Below are 18,192 nucleotides of genomic sequence, written 5' to 3' on the forward strand. Positions count from 1 at the left end.
TATGTATATTTGGTATTAGTTAAGTTTCAATTTGAATCAATCATTTTTGTAAAAGTTAAAAACTTTGACAAAGTTGAAGTGCCATTATAACTATATTAGGGTAACTAAACGACATTGATTGATGATGGTTTCTATCACAAAATGTTACCCATGTAATGCACCTTTGGCATAATTATTTTTTAAAAATCAATAACTTTTCAGATACTCTATTGCTAGCAATAAGTGATGCTAAAAAGCCAAGTACAAATATGGTAGCCAATACCAATAAGACATTTTGAAATTCAAAAATAACAGGGTAGGGTAGGGTTGAGGTAATCATTACCAATTGAAAATATTCTTGTAAAAGTACAATCATAACGCCTAAAAAGAGGCCCAAAACACCACCAATAAATGTAATGATAATTCCTTGTAATAAAAATATTTTTCGAATATCATCCACTTGTAAACCCAAGTTGTAAAGGGTTTTTAGATGGGCTTTTTTGTCAATAATCATCATAATGATGGCTCCTGCTAGGGTAAATAAAGTCATGACAATGACAAGCGTAAAAATAAGATACAAAACGGTATTTTCTGTTTGCAACATCTTGTACAAACTGTCGTTTAGCTGCATTCTGTTTTTTACGATAATTTGATTGTTAAAAACTGATTTTAATTGCGTAATCACATCATTTTCAGATACATCTGGTTTTAACTGTATTTCTATATGCGAAATTTGATGGCTTTGATATTGCATCAATTCTTGAACCAAACCCAAGTCGGCAAAAACATATTTATTATCAATATCTTCATTTACAGCATATATTCCAATTGGAGTCAAAGGTATTGAGCTAAAGGCCTCTTGCGGATTTTCGATGGCTCCATGTCCTGGTTTTGGCACAAAAACTTTTAATTGATGGTTATAATCAAACAAGCCTAAGGACAATTTTTCGGTTATCGCATGGCCCACAACCACTTGATTGGTAATTGGTTTGAGCCATTGTCCGTTGAAAAGAGTTTCTTCTACAAGATTGACATTGGCATATTGTTCATCAACCCCCTTTATAGTTGCAACGGCTTCTTTGCCTTCAAATACAAATAGAACCCTTTCCTCTAAAACAAAACTTTTGAAGGCAATACCTTCTATACGCATCAGTTGTTGCTTTTGATGGTTTGATACTTCTATCATTTTTCCTTTAGTAGGAAATACTTTTAAGTCTGGGTCAAATTTATTGCTAAAAGACAAACTAAAATCTTTTAATCCGCTAAAAACAGATAGAAAAACAAACAATGCTCCAGCCCCAACCACAATACCAATGGTAGCAATTCGGGTAATGATATTGATGGCGTTGTTTTTGCTTTTGCTAAAAACATACCTTTTTGCTATATAAAGGCAAATATTCAAGGCTAAAAGTGTTTTCGTTTTTCTAGTAAACTTCTATCCAAAATGGGGTTTTCTTGCCCGGTTAATGCCTTGTCAATTTTTTCGATATAATCTAAACTGTCATCAATAAAAAACAGCAAGTTGGGCACTTTTCGAAGTTGTAATCGAACCCTTTGAGACAAATCGTGCTTGATTAACTTGGTATTCGATTGAATGGCAAGCAACGTATCTTTTGCTTTTTCTTGAGGAAAAATGCTCAAATGTACCGATGCTATCGACAAATCAGAGGTTACACTTACTTTAGATACAGAAATGATTAAGTTGGCAATACCGTTTTTTCGTATCTCGCCTTGAAGAATATCCACTAAATCTTTTTGGATAACACCACTAATTTTTTTTTGTCTATTTGTTTCCATTGTGCAAAAATACGATACTTTTTTGTAATAAAAAAATACTAAAACAGAAATGCTTTTTTTATGATAAAAGCCAAAAAAGCGGGTTGTTTTATTAAATAGTAAAATAAGTATTTACTGTATTTTTATGATTAAAAATAAAACCTAACAAAAGGCAGTAATGGATCTGAATAAATACTTTTGTTTTTGTCATAAAGTATGTTGTATTTGAGTCCAATAACCATATTGTCAGAGCGGTAACCAGCTCCTACAAACAAGCTTGTATTCCAAAAATGAGCAGAGGGCAACAGGTATGTAGCGTTATAAGTAGTATTTACCTTGAGCTGTTCTATATCGACAGACAACTGAATGTTGTCCAAAGGGTTTGCCAAACCAATAAGACTGATGCCATAAATCAAAGAAGTATAATTGTTTTTGACATTTACATAGCTACCCTGAAGCCCAACTCCTGCCGATACATATCGATTAAAATCATATACTGCACTTGGTGCAAGCATGATATTGGTAGCACCCGATGCAAATTGAAGTCCTATACCTCCTCCAAAACGGACTTTTTCTAAAAACGGACTTGATTTTTTGGCCAGATTTTGAGCTACTAAATCGATTGAGAAAAACACAGAACAGCTTAATAATAAGCATTTTACCCTCAAAACTACAACACGATGATTCATGGTTTATAAAGATTTTAAATTTAATTGATAAAAGTAATGAAAAAAATTAATAAATCTATTGTATTTTTGTATTTTTGCCGAAGTATATTTAACAAATCAGGTTATTCACTAATAATTATGGATAGGTTTTCCTTTTTAAACGCAGCACATACAGAGTTTTTTGCTCAATTATATGATCAATATTTAGAAAGTCCCGACAGCGTAGAGCCTAGTTGGAGAGCATTTTTTCAAGGTTTCGATTTTGGAATGACGACTTATAACGAAGAGCAAATTGAGGCTCAAACCGAGCAAATTGTCAATTATGTAACCACAACGGTTGATAACGGACAAGCATCAGAAAAACTTCAAAAAGAATTTAAAGTTCTGAAATTGATTGACGGATATAGAACCCGAGGTCATTTATTTACTCAAACAAATCCTGTAAGAGCCAGAAGGGTTCATACACCCAATTTAGATTTGGAAAATTTTGGATTGACGCAAGCCGATTTAAACACTGTTTTTGATGCTGCAAAAGTATTAGGACAGCAACCTTGCTCGCTTCAAGATATTTTAACCCATCTAAAAAATGTTTATTGCCAACATATTGGTATCGAATATATGTATATGCGAACACCAGAAGTGATGGAATGGATTCAAAACAAGTTGAATGTTAATGATAATTTGCCCAAATTTGATGCCAATCAAAAGAAACATATTTTAGAAAAATTAAACGAAGCTGTTTCCTTTGAAAACTTTTTACATACTAAATATGTAGGTCAAAAGCGTTTTTCTTTAGAAGGAGGCGAAAGCATTATTCCAGGTTTAGATGCTTTAATTGAAGCCGCAGCCGATAAAGGCGTTGAGCATTTTGTAATGGGAATGGCCCACCGTGGACGGTTGAACGTGTTGGCAAATATTTTTGGAAAAAACACACAAGATATTTTCTCGGAATTTGATGGAAAAGATTATGACAAAGAATATTTTGATGGCGATGTAAAATACCATTTAGGACTTACATCGGAAAGACAAACCCAATCGGGCAAAAAAATCAACATCAATTTAGCCCCAAACCCCTCACATTTAGAAACCGTGGGCGCTGTTATTGAAGGAATTGCACGTGCCAAACAAGATCGTTATTATGCAGACGATTTTTCAAAAGTGCTTCCTATTGCTGTTCATGGCGATGCCGCCGTTTCTGGGCAAGGTATTGTATATGAAATTGTTCAAATGGCCCAATTGGATGGCTACAAAACAGGAGGTACAATACATATTGTAATCAATAATCAGGTTGGATTTACTACAAATTATCAAGATTCTCGTTCTTCTACTTATTGTACAGATATTGCAAAAGTAACCCTATCGCCCGTATTGCACGTCAATGCAGACGATGCCGAAGCTGTAGTTCATGCCATGCTTTTTGCCTTGGATTTCCGTATGCAATTTGGAAGAGATGTATTTATCGATTTGTTAGGTTATAGAAAATACGGACACAACGAAGGCGATGAACCAAGATTTACGCAGCCAATTTTATATAAAATTATAGCCCGTCATAAAAACCCTAGAGACATTTATGCCGAGAAATTAATTGTAGAAGGGATTGTAGATCAGGCTTATTTGACCAAAATTGAAAATGAATACAAAGAGCGTTTAGACGAAAACTTGCAAGCCTCTCGACAAAAAGATTTGACCATTATCAAACCATTTATGCAAGACGAATGGGAAGGTTTTGAACAAGTTTCAGACGATGTAATGCTTCAAAAAGTAGATACCAAATTTGATAAAAACGAATTGGACGACATCATCGAAACGATTTCGACTTTGCCATCAGATAAAAAATTTATTAGCAAAATAACCAAAATTGTCAGTGATAGAAAAACAATGTACAACAACAATTTGATAGATTGGGGTACTGCCGAAGCGTTGGCTTTTGGGTCGTTATTAACAGAGGGTTATGATGTAAGAGTGTCAGGTCAAGATGTAGAAAGAGGTACTTTTTCGCACCGTCATGCCGTTGTAAAGGTAGAAGACAGCGAAGAGGAAGTTATTTTATTGAATGCCTTGAAAAATAAGAAAGGTAATTTCCATATTTTCAATTCTTTGTTGTCTGAATATGGGGTGTTAGGATTTGATTATGGATATGCTTTAGCATCGCCAAAAACTTTGACAATATGGGAAGCTCAATTTGGAGATTTTTCTAATGGCTGTCAAATTATGTTGGACCAATACATTTCATGTGGCGAAGACAAATGGAACAACCAAAATGGTATTGTAATGTTGTTGCCACACGGATACGAAGGACAAGGTGCCGAGCATTCATCTGCTCGAATGGAGCGTTATTTGCAGCTATGTGCCAGACACAATATGTATGTTGCCGACTGCTCTACTCCAGCCAACTTTTTCCATTTGTTGAGAAGACAAATGAAAACCAACTTTAGAAAACCATTAGTTGTATTTTCGCCAAAAAGTTTATTACGTCATCCACAATGTGTTTCTACTCAAGAAGAAATATACAATGGTGAATTTCAAGAAACCATAGACGACGCTACTGTTGATAAAGCAAAAATAAAAACTTTAGTATTTTGTACAGGTAAATTTTATTATGAAATTGCAGCCGAAAGAGACAAACTAGAACGACATGATGTTGCTATTGTAAGGATAGAACAATTGTTTCCACTGCCTGTAGATCAATTAAAAGAAATTATTGCCCGTTATCCAAATGCCGACGATTATGTTTGGGCTCAAGAAGAACCAAGAAATATGGGTGCTTATAGTTATATGTTAATGAATTTTGATTTGGTAACATGGCGATTGGCATCATTAAAAAATTATGCTGCACCAGCATCTGGAAGCCATACCAGAGACCGTCGCCGTCATGCAGATGCCATTAGAATGGTGTTTGACAAAAATTTATTTAGATAATTAAAACCAAAAAATTCATAATTAAAATATAATAGAGATGATTTTAGAAATGAAAGTCCCTTCTCCAGGGGAATCCATCAAAGAAGTAGAAATCGCAACTTGGTTAGTAAAAGATGGCGATTATGTAGAAAAAGATCAAGCGATTGCCGAAGTAGATTCTGATAAAGCTACTTTGGAATTGCCTGCCGAAGCCAGCGGTATTATTACTTTAAAAGCAGAAGAAGGAGATGCTGTTGCTGTAGGAGCTGTTGTTTGTTTGATAGATACTAGTGCTGCAAAACCTTCTGGTAATGCTCCTGCTCCAGTAGCCGAAGCCGTAAAACCTGCTGCCGAAGCTCCAAAAGTAGAAGCTCCAAAACCAGTTGCTCCAGCCGAAACGTATGCTACTCAAGCACCATCGCCTGCTGCTAGAAAAATTTTGGACGAAAAAAATATTGCTCCAGCTTCTATAACGGGAACTGGAAAAGGTGGTAGAATTACAAAAGACGATGCCGTAAATGCGGTTCCTTCTATGGGTACTCCAACAGGTGGCAACAGAGGGTCTAACAAAACCAAATTGTCTATGCTTCGCAGAAAAGTAGCAGAAAGATTGGTAGCCGCCAAAAATGAAACGGCTATGCTTACTACTTTCAACGAAGTAAACATGACGCCAATAAACATCATCAGAAACCAATATAAAGATGCTTTCAAAGCCAAACATGGTGGTTTAGGACTTGGTTATATGTCTTTCTTTACAAAAGCGGTTACAAGAGCCTTGCAATTGTATCCTGATGTAAACTCTATGATAGACGGAAACGATAAAATATCTTATGATTTTTGTGATATTTCTATTGCGGTTTCTGGTCCAAAAGGCTTGATGGTACCTGTAGTTAGAAATGCCGAAAACCTTACTTTTAGAGGGGTCGAAGCTGAAATCAAACGTTTGGCCATCAAATCTAGAGATGGTCAGATAACTGTAGATGACATGACAGGTGGTACCTTTACCATCACAAATGGTGGTGTATTTGGAAGTATGTTGAGTACTCCAATCATCAACCCTCCTCAATCAGGTATTTTAGGGATGCACAACATTATTGAACGTCCAATTGCTGTAAATGGAAAAGTTGAAATCCATCCCATGATGTATGTAGCCCTTTCTTATGATCACAGAATTATTGATGGTCGGGAGTCTGTTGGTTTCTTGGTGGCCGTAAAAGAAGCCCTTGAAAATCCATTAGAATTATTGATGGGCGGCAATGCTCCAAAAGCATTAGAGTTGTAATACACCATTTTATAATATATAAAACCCCTATTGAAACTTATTTTCGATAGGGGTTTTTATTTGAAAAAGAATCGAATGATGTTTTCAATCACACGGTTGAATTTTTACAAAAAAAGTGTATTTGTACTACATGTTGCTTTAGGGATAGTAATCCTTTTAGAAGCCCCCCAGCCCCCAAAAGGGGTGTGTTATTTTGCACGAATACAGTTTCTGAATGGGGTAATCAAAAAAGATTATTTCACAATATTATATTTCTTTTGGATTTCAATGAACGTTGTTTGAAACGGATAATCCGACCCTTGGGGAACGCCCAAAAGATAGTTGTATTTATTAGATTTTTGTTTGTATTTTAATTTTTTATGTAAAAAATTTATTATATTAAATATAAACTACTTTTTGTAGTTCTTGACTTTCGATGGCTTTTTCAATAATTGTCATTACCCTCACTCCATCATCAGACGTTACAGGCTCTACTCTGTTTTGAGTGATGCTTTTGTAAAGTAAATCGTAAAAATGATAATAATTACCCTGTTTGGATTCGATATTTTCTGCAATAGATTTGCCGTCAATTTCCGTATTCAAATAACCACTGGCAGCAATAGGCTCTGTGCCCCATGTAGTCAAATTGGGTTTTTGTCCTGTTTTGAGTTGTTCTTCCTGAACATCGGCTCTTGGTTTTAAAAAACTCCCTTTCTTGCCATGTAGTATGTAGGATGCTGAAGGTTCTTTGACAAAAAAACTGGCTTTTAGTCTAACAGTCAATGATTTGTAATAAAGAAAAATATCGATATAATCATCAACTAAAGTTAAATTTCTGGTTTTGCGAATGTGGGCAAAAACCCGCTCGGGCATGCCAAACAAACACAAGGCTTGGTCTATCAAATGAGGGCCTAAATCTTTCAAAATGCCTGCACCATCGTTTGAAGTTTCTTTATGGATTTTGGGACTTAAATTAGGGTTGTACCGATCAAAATGAAATTCGGCTTCTACCAATTCGCCAAGAACACCTTGATTTACAATGCTTTGAACCGTTAAAAAATCACTATCCCAACGGCGATTTTGAAAAACGGCTAATTTTAATTTTTTTTCAAAAGCCAATCGTTGCAATATTTTGGCCTGTTCTAATGTTGCGGTAAAAGCTTTTTCAACCACAACATGTTTGCCCGCCATAAGCGCTTTTTGAGCATAATCAAAATGGGTGGCAACTGGTGTATTTACTACAATCAAATCAATAGACGGATTGTTTAAAATGGATTCTAAAGAATTAAAACTTTGAACATTGGGATAATCCATTTGAATATTGGTTTGACTTCGTTCCCATGAACCAACAAGTTCAAAACCAGGATGTACATTTAAAAAAGGAGCATGAAATACTTTGCCAGACATGCCATAAGACAAAAGAGCGGTTTGGATTTTTTGCATATTTGTAAACAAGTTATAAATGTTGTAAAAGTATAAAAAACGACCTCTTATGGATGAAAAACTTTGAAAAAAAATAAAAAATTGATTTTTTTTATATATTTTAGCAAAATAATTATCATTTGATAAGTAATTCATTTTAAAACATCACAAAGTGCTAGATTTTTGGTTTGCCCAATACAAGAATGAAACTTTTTTGGAAATATTTCTCGAAATCACAGCAGCATTGTTGGGCTTAGCTAGTGTTTGGTATTCTAAAAAAAATAACATATTGGTATTTCCAACGGGGCTAGTAAATACAGCTATTTATGCTTATTTGTTTTGGAAATGGAGTTTGCTTGGCGATTCGATGATTAATGTTTATTATTTTGTGATGAGTTTGTATGGTTGGTATCTTTGGCAACAAAAAAGCAATCAAGCCGATTTACCTGTTACGATGATGGACAAATCCGATAGACAAAAGGCTTTACTTTTGTTTTTAGGGGCGTTAGTTTTTGTGATTACAGTATATTTATTTGTCCATAAATTAACCAATTGGATGTCGTACGTAGATACATTGATTACAGGATTGTTTTTTGTAGGCATGTGGCTTATGGCCAAAAAGAAAATAGAAAACTGGCTGTTTTGGATAGTAGGCGACATCATTTCGGTGCCCTTATATTTTATAAAAGGCTATACCGTTACGAGTTTACAATATTTTATATTTACAATTATTGCCTTTTATGGCTTTTTAGAATGGAAGAAAATCTTAAACAAAACCAATCCAATATCATAAAAATTGCCTTATTTGGTCCAGAATCAACAGGCAAAACCACTTTGGCAAAACAATTGTCCGATCATTTTAGCACCGTTTGGACGCCTGAATTTGCTCGTGATTATTTGCAAGAAAAATGGCAAAACCATCAGCAAGTTTGCCAGCTCGAAGATATGTTGCCCATTGCTATTGGACAAACCAAGTTGGAAAACGACAATACGCTCAAAACAGAAAAACTGCTTTTTTGCGATACAAACTTGATGGTTACAAAAGTTTTTTCTGATTTGTATTATGGTTTTTGTGATCCATATTTAGAAAAAGCGGCAAAAAAACATCGTTATGATTTGTTTTTTTTAACAGATGTTGATGTACCTTGGGAAAAAGACGATTTGCGAGACCGACCAACCAATAGGGTAGAAACGTTGGCTTTTTTTGAAAATGCTTTAAAGCAATACAAAAAACCATACATCAAATTATCAGGTAACAAAGAGGTAAGGTTGCACAAAGCAGTTCAAATTGTTAATGATTTAATAAAAGCCAAAGCATTGGGGTTTTCGTCATTGGAGTTTGTTCAAATGTACGACCATCAATTAGATATCGACACGGTTGCAAACCATTTGGAAATATACAAAAAAGGCATTCCCAAAACTATCTTGGACAGACCTGCCAAAAAAAATGATGGCATTTGGGTTTTTTCAGAAAAAGAATTACAGGATTTTGCCCTTTATTTTGATCAAAAAAAGGAGCAACTCCAACTCCAAAAATTTGTACCCGCATCTGGAGCCGCAAGTAGAATGTTCAAATTTTTGAATGAATTTTTGAATGAATTTGACATTGAAAACGAATCGGTAAACGCTTATATCAATCGAAAAAATGCTACTGATTTGAGTGTTTTTTTAGCTGGATTAGAGAAGTTCCCTTTTTTTGAAAGCGTTTTTGCTACACTACGCACCTTGCACCCTGATTTTATGACGTGGGAAAGGGATAAAAAAATCTTGTTTTTTATTCGATATTTGATAGACACAGACAAGCTGGATTATGCCAATAAGCCTAAAGGTATTTTGCCTTTTCATAAATACCACAATTTGTTAGTGTCGCCAATAGAAGAGCATTTGGCAGAAACCATTGCTTATGCTAATGCCAACGGGGTTTCAAAAGTGCATTTTACAATTTCAGAACACCATCAGGATGCTTTTGAAAAAATTATTGCTAATGCAAAATCACATTTTGAAAACGAGGGTAAAACCACTATCGAAGCTACTTTTTCATATCAAAACACTGCCTCAGACACGCTTTCGGTAACATTGGATAATGAACCTTTTAGAGAGTCGAAAAACAAATTACTGTTTAGACCTGGCGGGCATGGTGCGTTGATTGAAAATTTAGGACAACTTGATGCCGATGTTATTTTTATAAAAAACATTGATAATGTTATTCAAAATAGAACCGAAGCCATTGCTAGTTACAAAAAAGCATTGGCTGGCATCATGCTTGATTTGCAAAAAAATATTTTTTCATATCTACATTGGATAGATCAACAACAAGAGGATGAAGCCATTTTGCAAGAAATATTGCATTTTTGTAAAATCAATTTGAATATTAAAAGTTTTGATGATTTTGATAAGTTTACTTTTGAAAATAAATTGGTTTACTTGCATGAAATTTTAAACAGACCCATTAGAATATGCGGAATTGTAAAAAATGAAGGCGAACCTGGAGGAGGGCCGTTTTGGGTAAGAGACAAAAAAGGACGGGTGTCGTTGCAAATTGTAGAATCTTCGCAAGTAGATTTAAAAGTGGCTTCACAACTCAAAATCATGCAAAATGCCACCCATTTCAATCCTGTTGATTTGGTTTGTGGTATCAAAAACTATCAGCATCAAAAATTTGATTTGACACAATTTATCGATTTTGAAACTGGTTTTATTGTCGAAAAAAACAAAAATGGTATCGAACTCAAATCCTATGAATTACCAGGATTGTGGAATGGAGCTATGGCTCATTGGATAACCATTTTTGTTCAAGTTCCGTTGATTACTTTCAATCCTGTAAAAACAGTTAATGATTTGCTCAAACCAGCACATCAGCCCCAATCGATTTAAGTAAAATAAAAATATCAAACCAAAAATAACCTTTAAAAATGTATAATTATGACCTTATATCCTATTGAATCAGGAAATTTTAAGCTAGATGGTGGTGCCATGTTTGGCGTTGTTCCTAAAACCATTTGGAACAAAACAAATCCCGCCGATGCTAATAACCTCATAGACATTGCGGCCCGTTGTTTGCTTATTGAAAACGGCAACCGACTGATTTTGATAGACACAGGAATGGGCAATAAACAGTCGGATAAATTTTTTGGTTATTATTCGCTTTGGGGCCATCATTCGATAGACCATTCGTTGAGTCAATGGGGATTTCATCGAGATGATATTACAGATGTGTTTATGACTCACCTGCATTTTGATCATTGTGGTGGTAGCGTTCAATGGAATAAAGACAGAACAGGCTATGAACCTGCTTTTAAAAATGCCCAATTTTGGACAAACAGTAACCATTGGGAGTGGGCCACAAAGCCCAATCCGAGAGAAAAAGCCTCTTTTTTGGCAGAAAATATTTTGCCTATGCAGGAAAGTGGACAACTAAAGTTTATCAACAGACCAGACAATGATTTTTTGCCACAATCAGAATTGGATTTTGGAATTTACTTTGTAGATGGGCACACCGAAAAAATGATGGTACCACATATTCAATATCAAGACAAAACCATTGTTTTTTGTGCCGATTTGTTGCCAACAGCTGGGCATATCCCTTTGCCTTATGTAATGGGTTATGATACCAGACCCTTATTGACCATGCCCGAAAAATCAAAACTTTTAACTGCCGCAGCCGAGCATAATTATTATTTATTTTTAGAACATGATGCTCATAATCATATAGTTACCGTAGAAAATACCGAACGAGGTATCAGGTTAAAAGACGTATTTCGATGTGATGAAATATTAAAATAAAGTTAATTTGACATTTTTTGTAACAATTTCATATTAATTTTGACTTATCGCAAGCCAGAAGGCTCAAGTTTTACTCATAAAAAAAGGATACATGAAAAAAATTCAACTTACACAATGGTCGCTCGTGGCGGCTTTGGCATTTTGCCTTTCGGCCAATGCCCAATCGACAAGTGGCTTTACAACCAAAAAAGCCGCTTTGACAGAAAATCAACTCAAAAGATGGAGTCATTTGGATTTAGCAAAAGACAGTATTCCAGGTATGAGTGTGGACAAGGCCTATGCTGAATTACTACAAAACAAAACGGGAGTTCCTGTTATTGTTGGTATTGTAGATTCTGGAGTGGATATTGAACACGAAGATTTGAAATCGGTTATTTGGACTAATAAAAAAGAAATTGCAAACAACGGCATTGATGATGATAAAAATGGATACATCGACGATATTCATGGCTGGAATTTTTTAGGTAATATTACCAAAGAGGATTATGAATATGTACGAATTCTAAAAAACAAAAGCTTGGTAGATGAAGCTACTTATTTAGTAGCAAAATCTTATAATGATAAAAAAGTAGCCGAGGCCAATACCAATATTTTACAACTCGAACGGGTGTTTGAAGGCACCACAAAAGCAGACGAAGCTTTGCGCAAACATTTAGGAAAAGATACCTATACAGCCGATGATTTAAAAGCCATCAAGTCTGATGATGCTACGCTGATGAGAAGCAGTGCCATCATGCAACAAATGCTCAATTATGGAATGCCTATTGATGCTTTAATCAAAGAAGTTAAAAAAGAATTAGACGATTTTAAGAGCATTGCTAATGGCGATAATTTAAAAAACGACTACCGAAAAATTTTGGGCGACAATCCAGATGATTTGAAGGACAACAAATATGGCGACAACAATGTGATGGGGCCAGATAAAGAAGAAATTTTACATGGAACTCACGTTGCAGGAATTGTAGCTCAAGTCAGAAACAATAATATTGGTGGCGACGGTATTGCCAATCAGGTTCAAATTCTAACGGTAAGAGCGGTTCCAGATGGCGACGAATATGATAAAGACATTGCTTTAGGTATTCGCTATGCGGTGGACAACGGAGCAAAAGTGATCAACGCCAGCTTTGGAAAAGACTTTTCGCCACACCAACAATGGGTTTTTGATGCCATAAAATATGCCGAAAGTAAAGATGTATTGATTGTACATGCTGCAGGTAACGATGCCAAAGACATTGATACGGAGCCAAATTTCCCTAACGACGCTGCCGACAAAAAAAAGGAATTTGCTGATAATGTCATTACCGTTGGGGCATTAAATTTTGAATATGGAAAACAAATGGTTGCTGATTTTTCTAACATTGGAAAAATAAACGTAGATGTATTTGCACCTGGTGTAAAAATATATGCCTCTACTCCAAATAATGGTTACCAATTTTTGCAAGGAACTTCAATGGCTTCGCCCAATGTGGCTGGAGTAGCTGCTTTGATACGTTCGTATTATCCAAAATTATCGGCCAAACAAGTAAAACATATTTTGATGGACTCTGGTACTTCTATTAACGAAAATGTGGCATTTGCAGGCAACGTCAATGATATTAAACCTTTTGCCACACTTTCCAAATCAGGAAAAATTGTGAATGCTTATAATGCTTTGAAATTAGCAGCTAAAATGAGTACCCAAAAAGGTAAAAAATAAATAGTCAATTATTTTTTAAACCATAATAATTAATATAAAAAAGGTTCTTTTGATTTTCTCAAAAGAACCTTTTTTGACTTTACTAAATACATCAATATATACCTTTACCTACTTGTGCTTTTTTTTAAAGTACCGTATTTTTGTACTATTTGATGTTTGGTCAATATCCAAAAGTTGTTGTGTTTATCTAGCGTCATAATCGATAAACCCATCGACGCTTGTTGCAATCAAATGATGGAGTATATTAACGAGTATTTGATTGTAAACCAAAAATATTATAAAAATTTTTGTATATGCAATGCCAATTCAGTAAACTCATCGGCTGTTAGCGTTACTTTGTTTATAAACCTCATTTCGTCCATTTCGTTGATTGGAATCAAATGAACATGAGCATGTGGCACTTCTAAGCCCACAACAGCTACGCCAACTCGTTTGCAAGGCAACGCTTTTTCTAAGGCAACAGCAACTTTTTTGGCAAAAAGCATTAACTCAGTATATTGTTCGTCTGACAAATCAAACAATTTGTCAATTTCTTGTTTTGGAATACAAAGTGTATGTCCTTTTGCATTTGGATTGACATCTAAAAAAGCTAAAAAATCGGATGTTTCTGCTATTTTGTAACAAGGAATATCACCGTTTACAATTTTTGTAAAAATAGAACTCATAAAATAGGGTGGTGTTAAGCGGATTAATCGCGGGTAATTTCAATAATTTCAAATTGTATCTTACCATTAGGTACTGTTACTTCGGCTATTTCTCCAACGGATTTACCCAAAAGGCCTTTGCCAATAGGCGATGTAACCGATATTTTACCGCTTTTAAGGTCGGCTTCACTTTCTGCAACAAGGGTATAAGTCATAGTGGCACCATTTGCCATATTTTTGATTTTAACTTTTGAAAGTACCAATGCTTTAGACACATCCAACTGCGATTCGTCTATTAATCGGGCATTTGAATGTATTTCTTCTAGCTTTGCTATTCTCATTTCTAGCAAACCTTGTGCCTCTTTTGCGGCATCATACTCTGCATTTTCAGATAAATCCCCTTTATCGCGTGCATCGGCAATATCTTGCGATGCTTTTGGACGCATGACATTTTTTAGATAATCTAACTCTTCTCTTAATTTTTTTAAACCTTCGGCTGTGTAATACGATACTGCACTCATAAATTTGTTATTTATATAAATAGAAAAAATCCCATCTCGACGGGATTTCTTTCCACAAAGATATTATTTTTTTTATTAATTCAAATTTTTTTAACTATTTTGAATTTCAAAGTTACATAATTAAAATTTATTTTAGTTCAAAAAAAAATTTTTTTTTTCAACAGAAAACATATTATTTGCTCTAATTAAAATATTACTTTTATGGTTTATTTAAAAAGTATTTAAAATGATGGTATTTAGAAAATTAATAGAACATATAACGAGCTCGTTTTACAAAAAAATAGTGGTTTTTATATTCATTGGATGTTTGTTTTCGTGTTCAAAAGAAACCATAAACAACAGTAATCCTTATTTGCCAAATTATACTTTTACCTACAATGTAGATTTGAATTTGCCTAGTCATTCAAACCTACAATTTGCAGGAAACGGTATTACAGTAACCACTCAAGGGGTTGGGGTTCGGGGTGTTTTTGTGTTCAATACAGGAAGTGGCTATACCGCTTGGGATATGGCATGTCCTAATCAGAGTTTGAGCAGTTGCTCTACCATGACGTTGAGTGGCATCAATGCCGTTTGTCCGTGCGACGACAAAAAATACAGTTTATATACAGGACAATCTGCGGGTATGACTTACCCCTTAAAAGCCTATAGGGTAGAGGTGAACGGAACAGTTTTGAGGATATACAACTAACAAAAAATGCAGAATAAATTATGTAACACCACATTTTTATTTGCAATAATGCTTTTTTTATAATTTTACAAATTCATTTTTAGTCAAAAAAAATCTAGTTTATACAATATTTTTTGTATTTTTACAGCAATTAATCTTATTTTTGATACCCGTTTATAAGCTGTCAGATCAAGTGGTCTAAAATATTGCAAATAAACAGCTTATGACATTTTTATGTTAAGTCATTATAATAAATAAAGGTATGTTACAAAAACAAGAGTTAATGAAAAAATGAGCTTTAAGACCACTTAACAAAAAGTATCGATATGAAAATCAGAGCCACACTCAAACAAATTGCTAAAGAATTAGGAGTATCTGTTTCTACTGTTTCTAAAGCTTTAAATGACAGCCCCGAAATTAGTGAACCTACCAAGATAAAAATTCAGGAATATGCTAAACTAAAAAATTACAAACCCAATTTGACAGCGTTGAATTTAAAAAATAGAAGCACCAAAACCATTGGTGTTATTATACCAAACATACTCAACTCTTTTTTTGCAAAAGTATTTAGTGGCATCGAAAAAGTAGCCGAAGCCAAAGGATACAATGTAATAACGTGTATTTCTAACGAAAGCTTGGAAAAAGAAATTCATGCACTCGAAATGTTGAGCAATGGCACAATTGATGGATTTATCCTATCGATTGCAGAAGAAGCACAAAAATTGGGTGAATTTTCTCATTTTTTAGAAATAATAAAAGAAGGAATTCCAATTGTAATGTTTGATCGAATAGCCGATGAAGTGCATTGTGATAAAGTAGTAGTTGATGATTATGAATCGGCATTAAATGCCATGCAACATTTGATAGATTCACAATGTAGCAGCATTGCCTTATTTTCGTCGATTGATAATTTAAGTGTGGGCAAGCTTAGAACAAAAGGATATTTTGACGCACTAGAAAAAAACAACATATCCATAGACCCTCAAATCATAATCAGAACCGATAATGAACATGAATTTAATATACAAGCTACGGCATTATTTGACACACAAAAAGTAGATGGTATTTTTGCTTTAGACGAGCATGCCTCTGTATCGGCAATGAAAATGAGCCTAAAAGCGGGTTATAAAATCCCAGATGAGGTATCTGTCATTGGATTTGCAGATGGTGTTTGGTCCAGAAGACTCACACCAAGCTTGTCCACCGTGAGCCAACATGGCCCTGAAATTGGCGAAGCAGCTGCCCAACTTTTGATAGCACGATTAGAAAGCAAACTGGAAAATTACCATTACAAAACAGAAATCATCAAAACAGAACTGCGTCAAAGAGAATCAACCAAAAAAATAGGCTAATTTATTTTGATTGCTGTTTTTGATATAAATGATATTGGGGTAAAACAGCAAGCGGATGTACAAAAGTGAATTGTAAAAGCAAGTAAATTATTATATTTTTATTTTAAAAAAATAAATATATAGGTAAGTGATTTTTTTATTGAAAGGATAAAATCATTATTTATGTTGATTGTTACTATGAAATTATTGATATAAACAACTTTGCTTTTATCTAAATACAAGTATTGATTTTTAGTGTAATTGATAAAATATCAATAAGTTAGTAATGCGTTATATCCCGCCCGAATCCTTTGGAGTGGTAGCTTATAAAAAACCAATGACACTGCTATAGAAAACCCCTCAGTTGTGCCCTCATTCCAATACAAAAACCACAACCTTAAAAAGTTGTGGTTTTTTTGTAGGTTTAAGAGGGGTATAAATTTTGATAAATATTAAAAAAAAAAGCTAATTTTGTAAAAAAATAAAAGATGCGATATTTAGACCCCAAAAACGATTTGGTTTTTAAGCGGATTTTTGGCGAACACCCTCATTTATTGATGAGTTTGCTCAACGAACTTTTGCCATTGGAGGTGCCCATCAAAAAAATAAAATACCTGCCAACCGAAATGGTGCCTCGCATTCCTGTTTTCAAAAATTCGATTGTAGATGTGCGTTGTTATGACGAAAACGACCGCCAGTTTATCGTAGAAATGCAAATGCTTTGGACGGATTCTTTCAAAAGTCGGGTGGTTTTTAACGCTTCAAAAGCTTATATCAAACAAATTGAGCGAGGCGAAGAGTATAAAAATTTGGAACCCGTTTATTCGTTAAGCATTGTAAATGAAGTATTTGAACCTTTGCTTGACGACTATTTTCATCATTATAAAATAACCCACACCGAACATTCTGATAAAATTATCGAAGGTTTGGAATTTATTTTTATCGAGTTGCCAAAATTTAAAAGTAAACAAATAAGAGATAAAAAGTTGAACGTTTTGTGGCTTCGATTTTTATCAGAAATAAAAGACGGACAAGAAGATATTCCCGACGATTTTAAAAACGACCCTTCGATACTAGAAGCTTCGGAATATGCAAAAGAAAGTGCTTATACCAAATCCGAGTTAGAAGCTTATGACCGTTATTGGGATTCTATTTCTAGCGAAAAAACCTTAATTACAGAGGCTTATGATGTGGGGAAAGTAGAAGGGAAGATAGAAGGAAAGATAGAAGAGCTCAATAAAGGAATAATCAAAGCTTTAAAAAGAGGTAAACTCTCCATAGAGGAAATAGCAGAAGATTTTGAAGTTACCATAGCTTATGTTTTGGAAATAAAAAAACAAATGAATTAAATAATAAAAATTCTGATTCAAATATGTCATAAGCACAAAATTAGCTAATTTTGTAAAAAAATAAAAGATGCGATATTTAGACCCCAAAAACGATTTGGTTTTTAAGCGAATTTTTGGCGAACATCCTCATTTATTGATGAGTTTGCTCAACGAACTTTTGCCATTGGAGGTGCCCATCAAAAAAATAAAATACC

Annotated in this window: 15 protein-coding genes; 9 read left to right on the plus strand and 6 right to left on the minus strand. The window is 34.3% G+C overall.

Annotated features, from left to right (window positions below):
• Window positions 1-172: 172 nt before the first annotated feature.
• From B0A58_RS00655 to B0A58_RS00665, 3 genes are all read right to left on the minus strand, one after another.
• A complete protein-coding gene (locus B0A58_RS00655) occupies window positions 173-1,381 on the minus strand; it encodes an ABC transporter permease (RefSeq protein ID WP_014082916.1) in 1,209 nt (402 codons plus the stop codon).
• A gap of 2 nt (window positions 1,382-1,383) precedes the next feature.
• Window positions 1,384-1,776: a 30S ribosome-binding factor RbfA gene (gene rbfA / locus B0A58_RS00660; protein WP_014082917.1), complete on the minus strand. Its 393-nt coding sequence runs from the start codon at window positions 1,774-1,776 to the stop codon at window positions 1,384-1,386.
• Between the two features lie 128 nt (window positions 1,777-1,904).
• Window positions 1,905-2,444, minus strand: coding sequence for a hypothetical protein (locus tag B0A58_RS00665; RefSeq protein WP_089079439.1), 540 nt, complete (start codon window positions 2,442-2,444; stop codon window positions 1,905-1,907).
• 117 nt (window positions 2,445-2,561) lie between these two features.
• On the opposite strand from B0A58_RS00665, the gene B0A58_RS00670 reads away from it, so the two are divergent.
• Both B0A58_RS00670 and odhB read left to right on the plus strand, forming a co-directional pair.
• Complete coding sequence (locus tag B0A58_RS00670) at window positions 2,562-5,342, plus strand: 2-oxoglutarate dehydrogenase E1 component (RefSeq protein ID WP_089079452.1); 2,781 nt, start codon at window positions 2,562-2,564, stop codon at window positions 5,340-5,342.
• A gap of 37 nt (window positions 5,343-5,379) precedes the next feature.
• Entirely contained in the window at window positions 5,380-6,603 is a 1,224-nt protein-coding gene (gene odhB / locus B0A58_RS00675; protein WP_014082920.1) for a 2-oxoglutarate dehydrogenase complex dihydrolipoyllysine-residue succinyltransferase, read from the plus strand.
• A gap of 378 nt (window positions 6,604-6,981) precedes the next feature.
• On the opposite strand, the gene B0A58_RS00685 is transcribed toward odhB, so the two are convergent.
• Complete coding sequence (locus tag B0A58_RS00685) at window positions 6,982-8,025, minus strand: Gfo/Idh/MocA family oxidoreductase (RefSeq protein ID WP_089079453.1); 1,044 nt, start codon at window positions 8,023-8,025, stop codon at window positions 6,982-6,984.
• Between the two features lie 151 nt (window positions 8,026-8,176).
• On the opposite strand from B0A58_RS00685, the gene pnuC reads away from it, so the two are divergent.
• The 4 genes from pnuC (at window position 8,177) to B0A58_RS00705 (ending at window position 13,483) form a co-directional block, all read left to right on the plus strand.
• Window positions 8,177-8,797, plus strand: coding sequence for a nicotinamide riboside transporter PnuC (gene pnuC / locus B0A58_RS00690; protein ID WP_089079441.1), 621 nt, complete (start codon window positions 8,177-8,179; stop codon window positions 8,795-8,797).
• Window positions 8,758-10,878: a DUF4301 family protein gene (locus tag B0A58_RS00695; RefSeq protein WP_089079442.1), complete on the plus strand. Its 2,121-nt coding sequence runs from the start codon at window positions 8,758-8,760 to the stop codon at window positions 10,876-10,878. The genes pnuC and B0A58_RS00695 overlap by 40 nt, the downstream gene beginning before the upstream one ends.
• A gap of 48 nt (window positions 10,879-10,926) precedes the next feature.
• Complete coding sequence (locus B0A58_RS00700; protein ID WP_014082924.1) at window positions 10,927-11,787, plus strand: MBL fold metallo-hydrolase; 861 nt, start codon at window positions 10,927-10,929, stop codon at window positions 11,785-11,787.
• 91 nt (window positions 11,788-11,878) lie between these two features.
• Window positions 11,879-13,483 carry a S8 family peptidase gene (locus B0A58_RS00705; protein WP_089079443.1) on the plus strand — a complete coding sequence of 535 codons (1,605 nt, stop codon included), beginning with the start codon at window positions 11,879-11,881 and terminating at the stop codon, window positions 13,481-13,483.
• Window positions 13,484-13,758: 275 nt separating this feature from the next.
• Here the strand turns inward: B0A58_RS00705 and B0A58_RS00710 are convergent, their stop codons facing one another.
• Both B0A58_RS00710 and greA read right to left on the minus strand, forming a co-directional pair.
• Complete coding sequence (locus B0A58_RS00710) at window positions 13,759-14,148, minus strand: HIT family protein (RefSeq protein WP_089079444.1); 390 nt, start codon at window positions 14,146-14,148, stop codon at window positions 13,759-13,761.
• Between the two features lie 23 nt (window positions 14,149-14,171).
• Window positions 14,172-14,648, minus strand: coding sequence for a transcription elongation factor GreA (gene greA / locus B0A58_RS00715; protein ID WP_089079445.1), 477 nt, complete (start codon window positions 14,646-14,648; stop codon window positions 14,172-14,174).
• A 226-nt stretch (window positions 14,649-14,874) separates the two neighbouring features.
• Here greA and B0A58_RS00720 point away from each other — a divergent pair, with 226 nt between their 5' ends.
• The 3 genes from B0A58_RS00720 to B0A58_RS00730 all read left to right on the plus strand — a co-directional run bounded on the left by B0A58_RS00720 (window position 14,875) and on the right by B0A58_RS00730 (window position 17,998).
• On the plus strand, window positions 14,875-15,339 hold the full coding sequence (locus B0A58_RS00720) for a Rieske (2Fe-2S) protein (protein WP_089079446.1): 465 nt from the start codon (window positions 14,875-14,877) through the stop codon (window positions 15,337-15,339).
• 305 nt (window positions 15,340-15,644) lie between these two features.
• Entirely contained in the window at window positions 15,645-16,670 is a 1,026-nt protein-coding gene (locus B0A58_RS00725) for a LacI family DNA-binding transcriptional regulator (protein ID WP_014082929.1), read from the plus strand.
• Window positions 16,671-17,137: 467 nt separating this feature from the next.
• On the plus strand, window positions 17,138-17,998 hold the full coding sequence (locus B0A58_RS00730; protein ID WP_089079447.1) for an Rpn family recombination-promoting nuclease/putative transposase: 861 nt from the start codon (window positions 17,138-17,140) through the stop codon (window positions 17,996-17,998).
• The last annotated feature ends 194 nt before the right edge of the window (window positions 17,999-18,192 follow it).

Source organism: Flavobacterium branchiophilum NBRC 15030 = ATCC 35035 (assembly GCF_002217205.1).
In the GTDB taxonomy this organism is placed as follows: Bacteria; Bacteroidota; Bacteroidia; order Flavobacteriales; family Flavobacteriaceae; genus Flavobacterium; species Flavobacterium branchiophilum.

Excerpts from the sequence above, each read along its gene's own strand:
- B0A58_RS00720 (WP_089079446.1), top strand. The coding sequence starts at position 14,875 with ATGATGGTATTTAGAAAATTAATAGAACATATAACGAGCTCGTTTTAC.
- B0A58_RS00670 (WP_089079452.1), top strand. The coding sequence starts at position 2,562 with ATGGATAGGTTTTCCTTTTTAAACGCAGCACATACAGAGTTTTTTGCT.
- B0A58_RS00725 (WP_014082929.1), top strand. The coding sequence starts at position 15,645 with ATGAAAATCAGAGCCACACTCAAACAAATTGCTAAAGAATTAGGAGTA.
- odhB (WP_014082920.1), top strand. The coding sequence starts at position 5,380 with ATGATTTTAGAAATGAAAGTCCCTTCTCCAGGGGAATCCATCAAAGAA.
- B0A58_RS00695 (WP_089079442.1), top strand. The coding sequence starts at position 8,758 with ATGGAAGAAAATCTTAAACAAAACCAATCCAATATCATAAAAATTGCC.
- rbfA (WP_014082917.1), bottom strand. The coding sequence starts at position 1,776 with ATGGAAACAAATAGACAAAAAAAAATTAGTGGTGTTATCCAAAAAGAT.
- B0A58_RS00705 (WP_089079443.1), top strand. The coding sequence starts at position 11,879 with ATGAAAAAAATTCAACTTACACAATGGTCGCTCGTGGCGGCTTTGGCA.
- B0A58_RS00730 (WP_089079447.1), top strand. The coding sequence starts at position 17,138 with ATGCGATATTTAGACCCCAAAAACGATTTGGTTTTTAAGCGGATTTTT.
- B0A58_RS00710 (WP_089079444.1), bottom strand. The coding sequence starts at position 14,148 with ATGAGTTCTATTTTTACAAAAATTGTAAACGGTGATATTCCTTGTTAC.
- B0A58_RS00685 (WP_089079453.1), bottom strand. The coding sequence starts at position 8,025 with ATGCAAAAAATCCAAACCGCTCTTTTGTCTTATGGCATGTCTGGCAAA.
- greA (WP_089079445.1), bottom strand. The coding sequence starts at position 14,648 with ATGAGTGCAGTATCGTATTACACAGCCGAAGGTTTAAAAAAATTAAGA.
- B0A58_RS00700 (WP_014082924.1), top strand. The coding sequence starts at position 10,927 with ATGACCTTATATCCTATTGAATCAGGAAATTTTAAGCTAGATGGTGGT.
- B0A58_RS00665 (WP_089079439.1), bottom strand. The coding sequence starts at position 2,444 with ATGAATCATCGTGTTGTAGTTTTGAGGGTAAAATGCTTATTATTAAGC.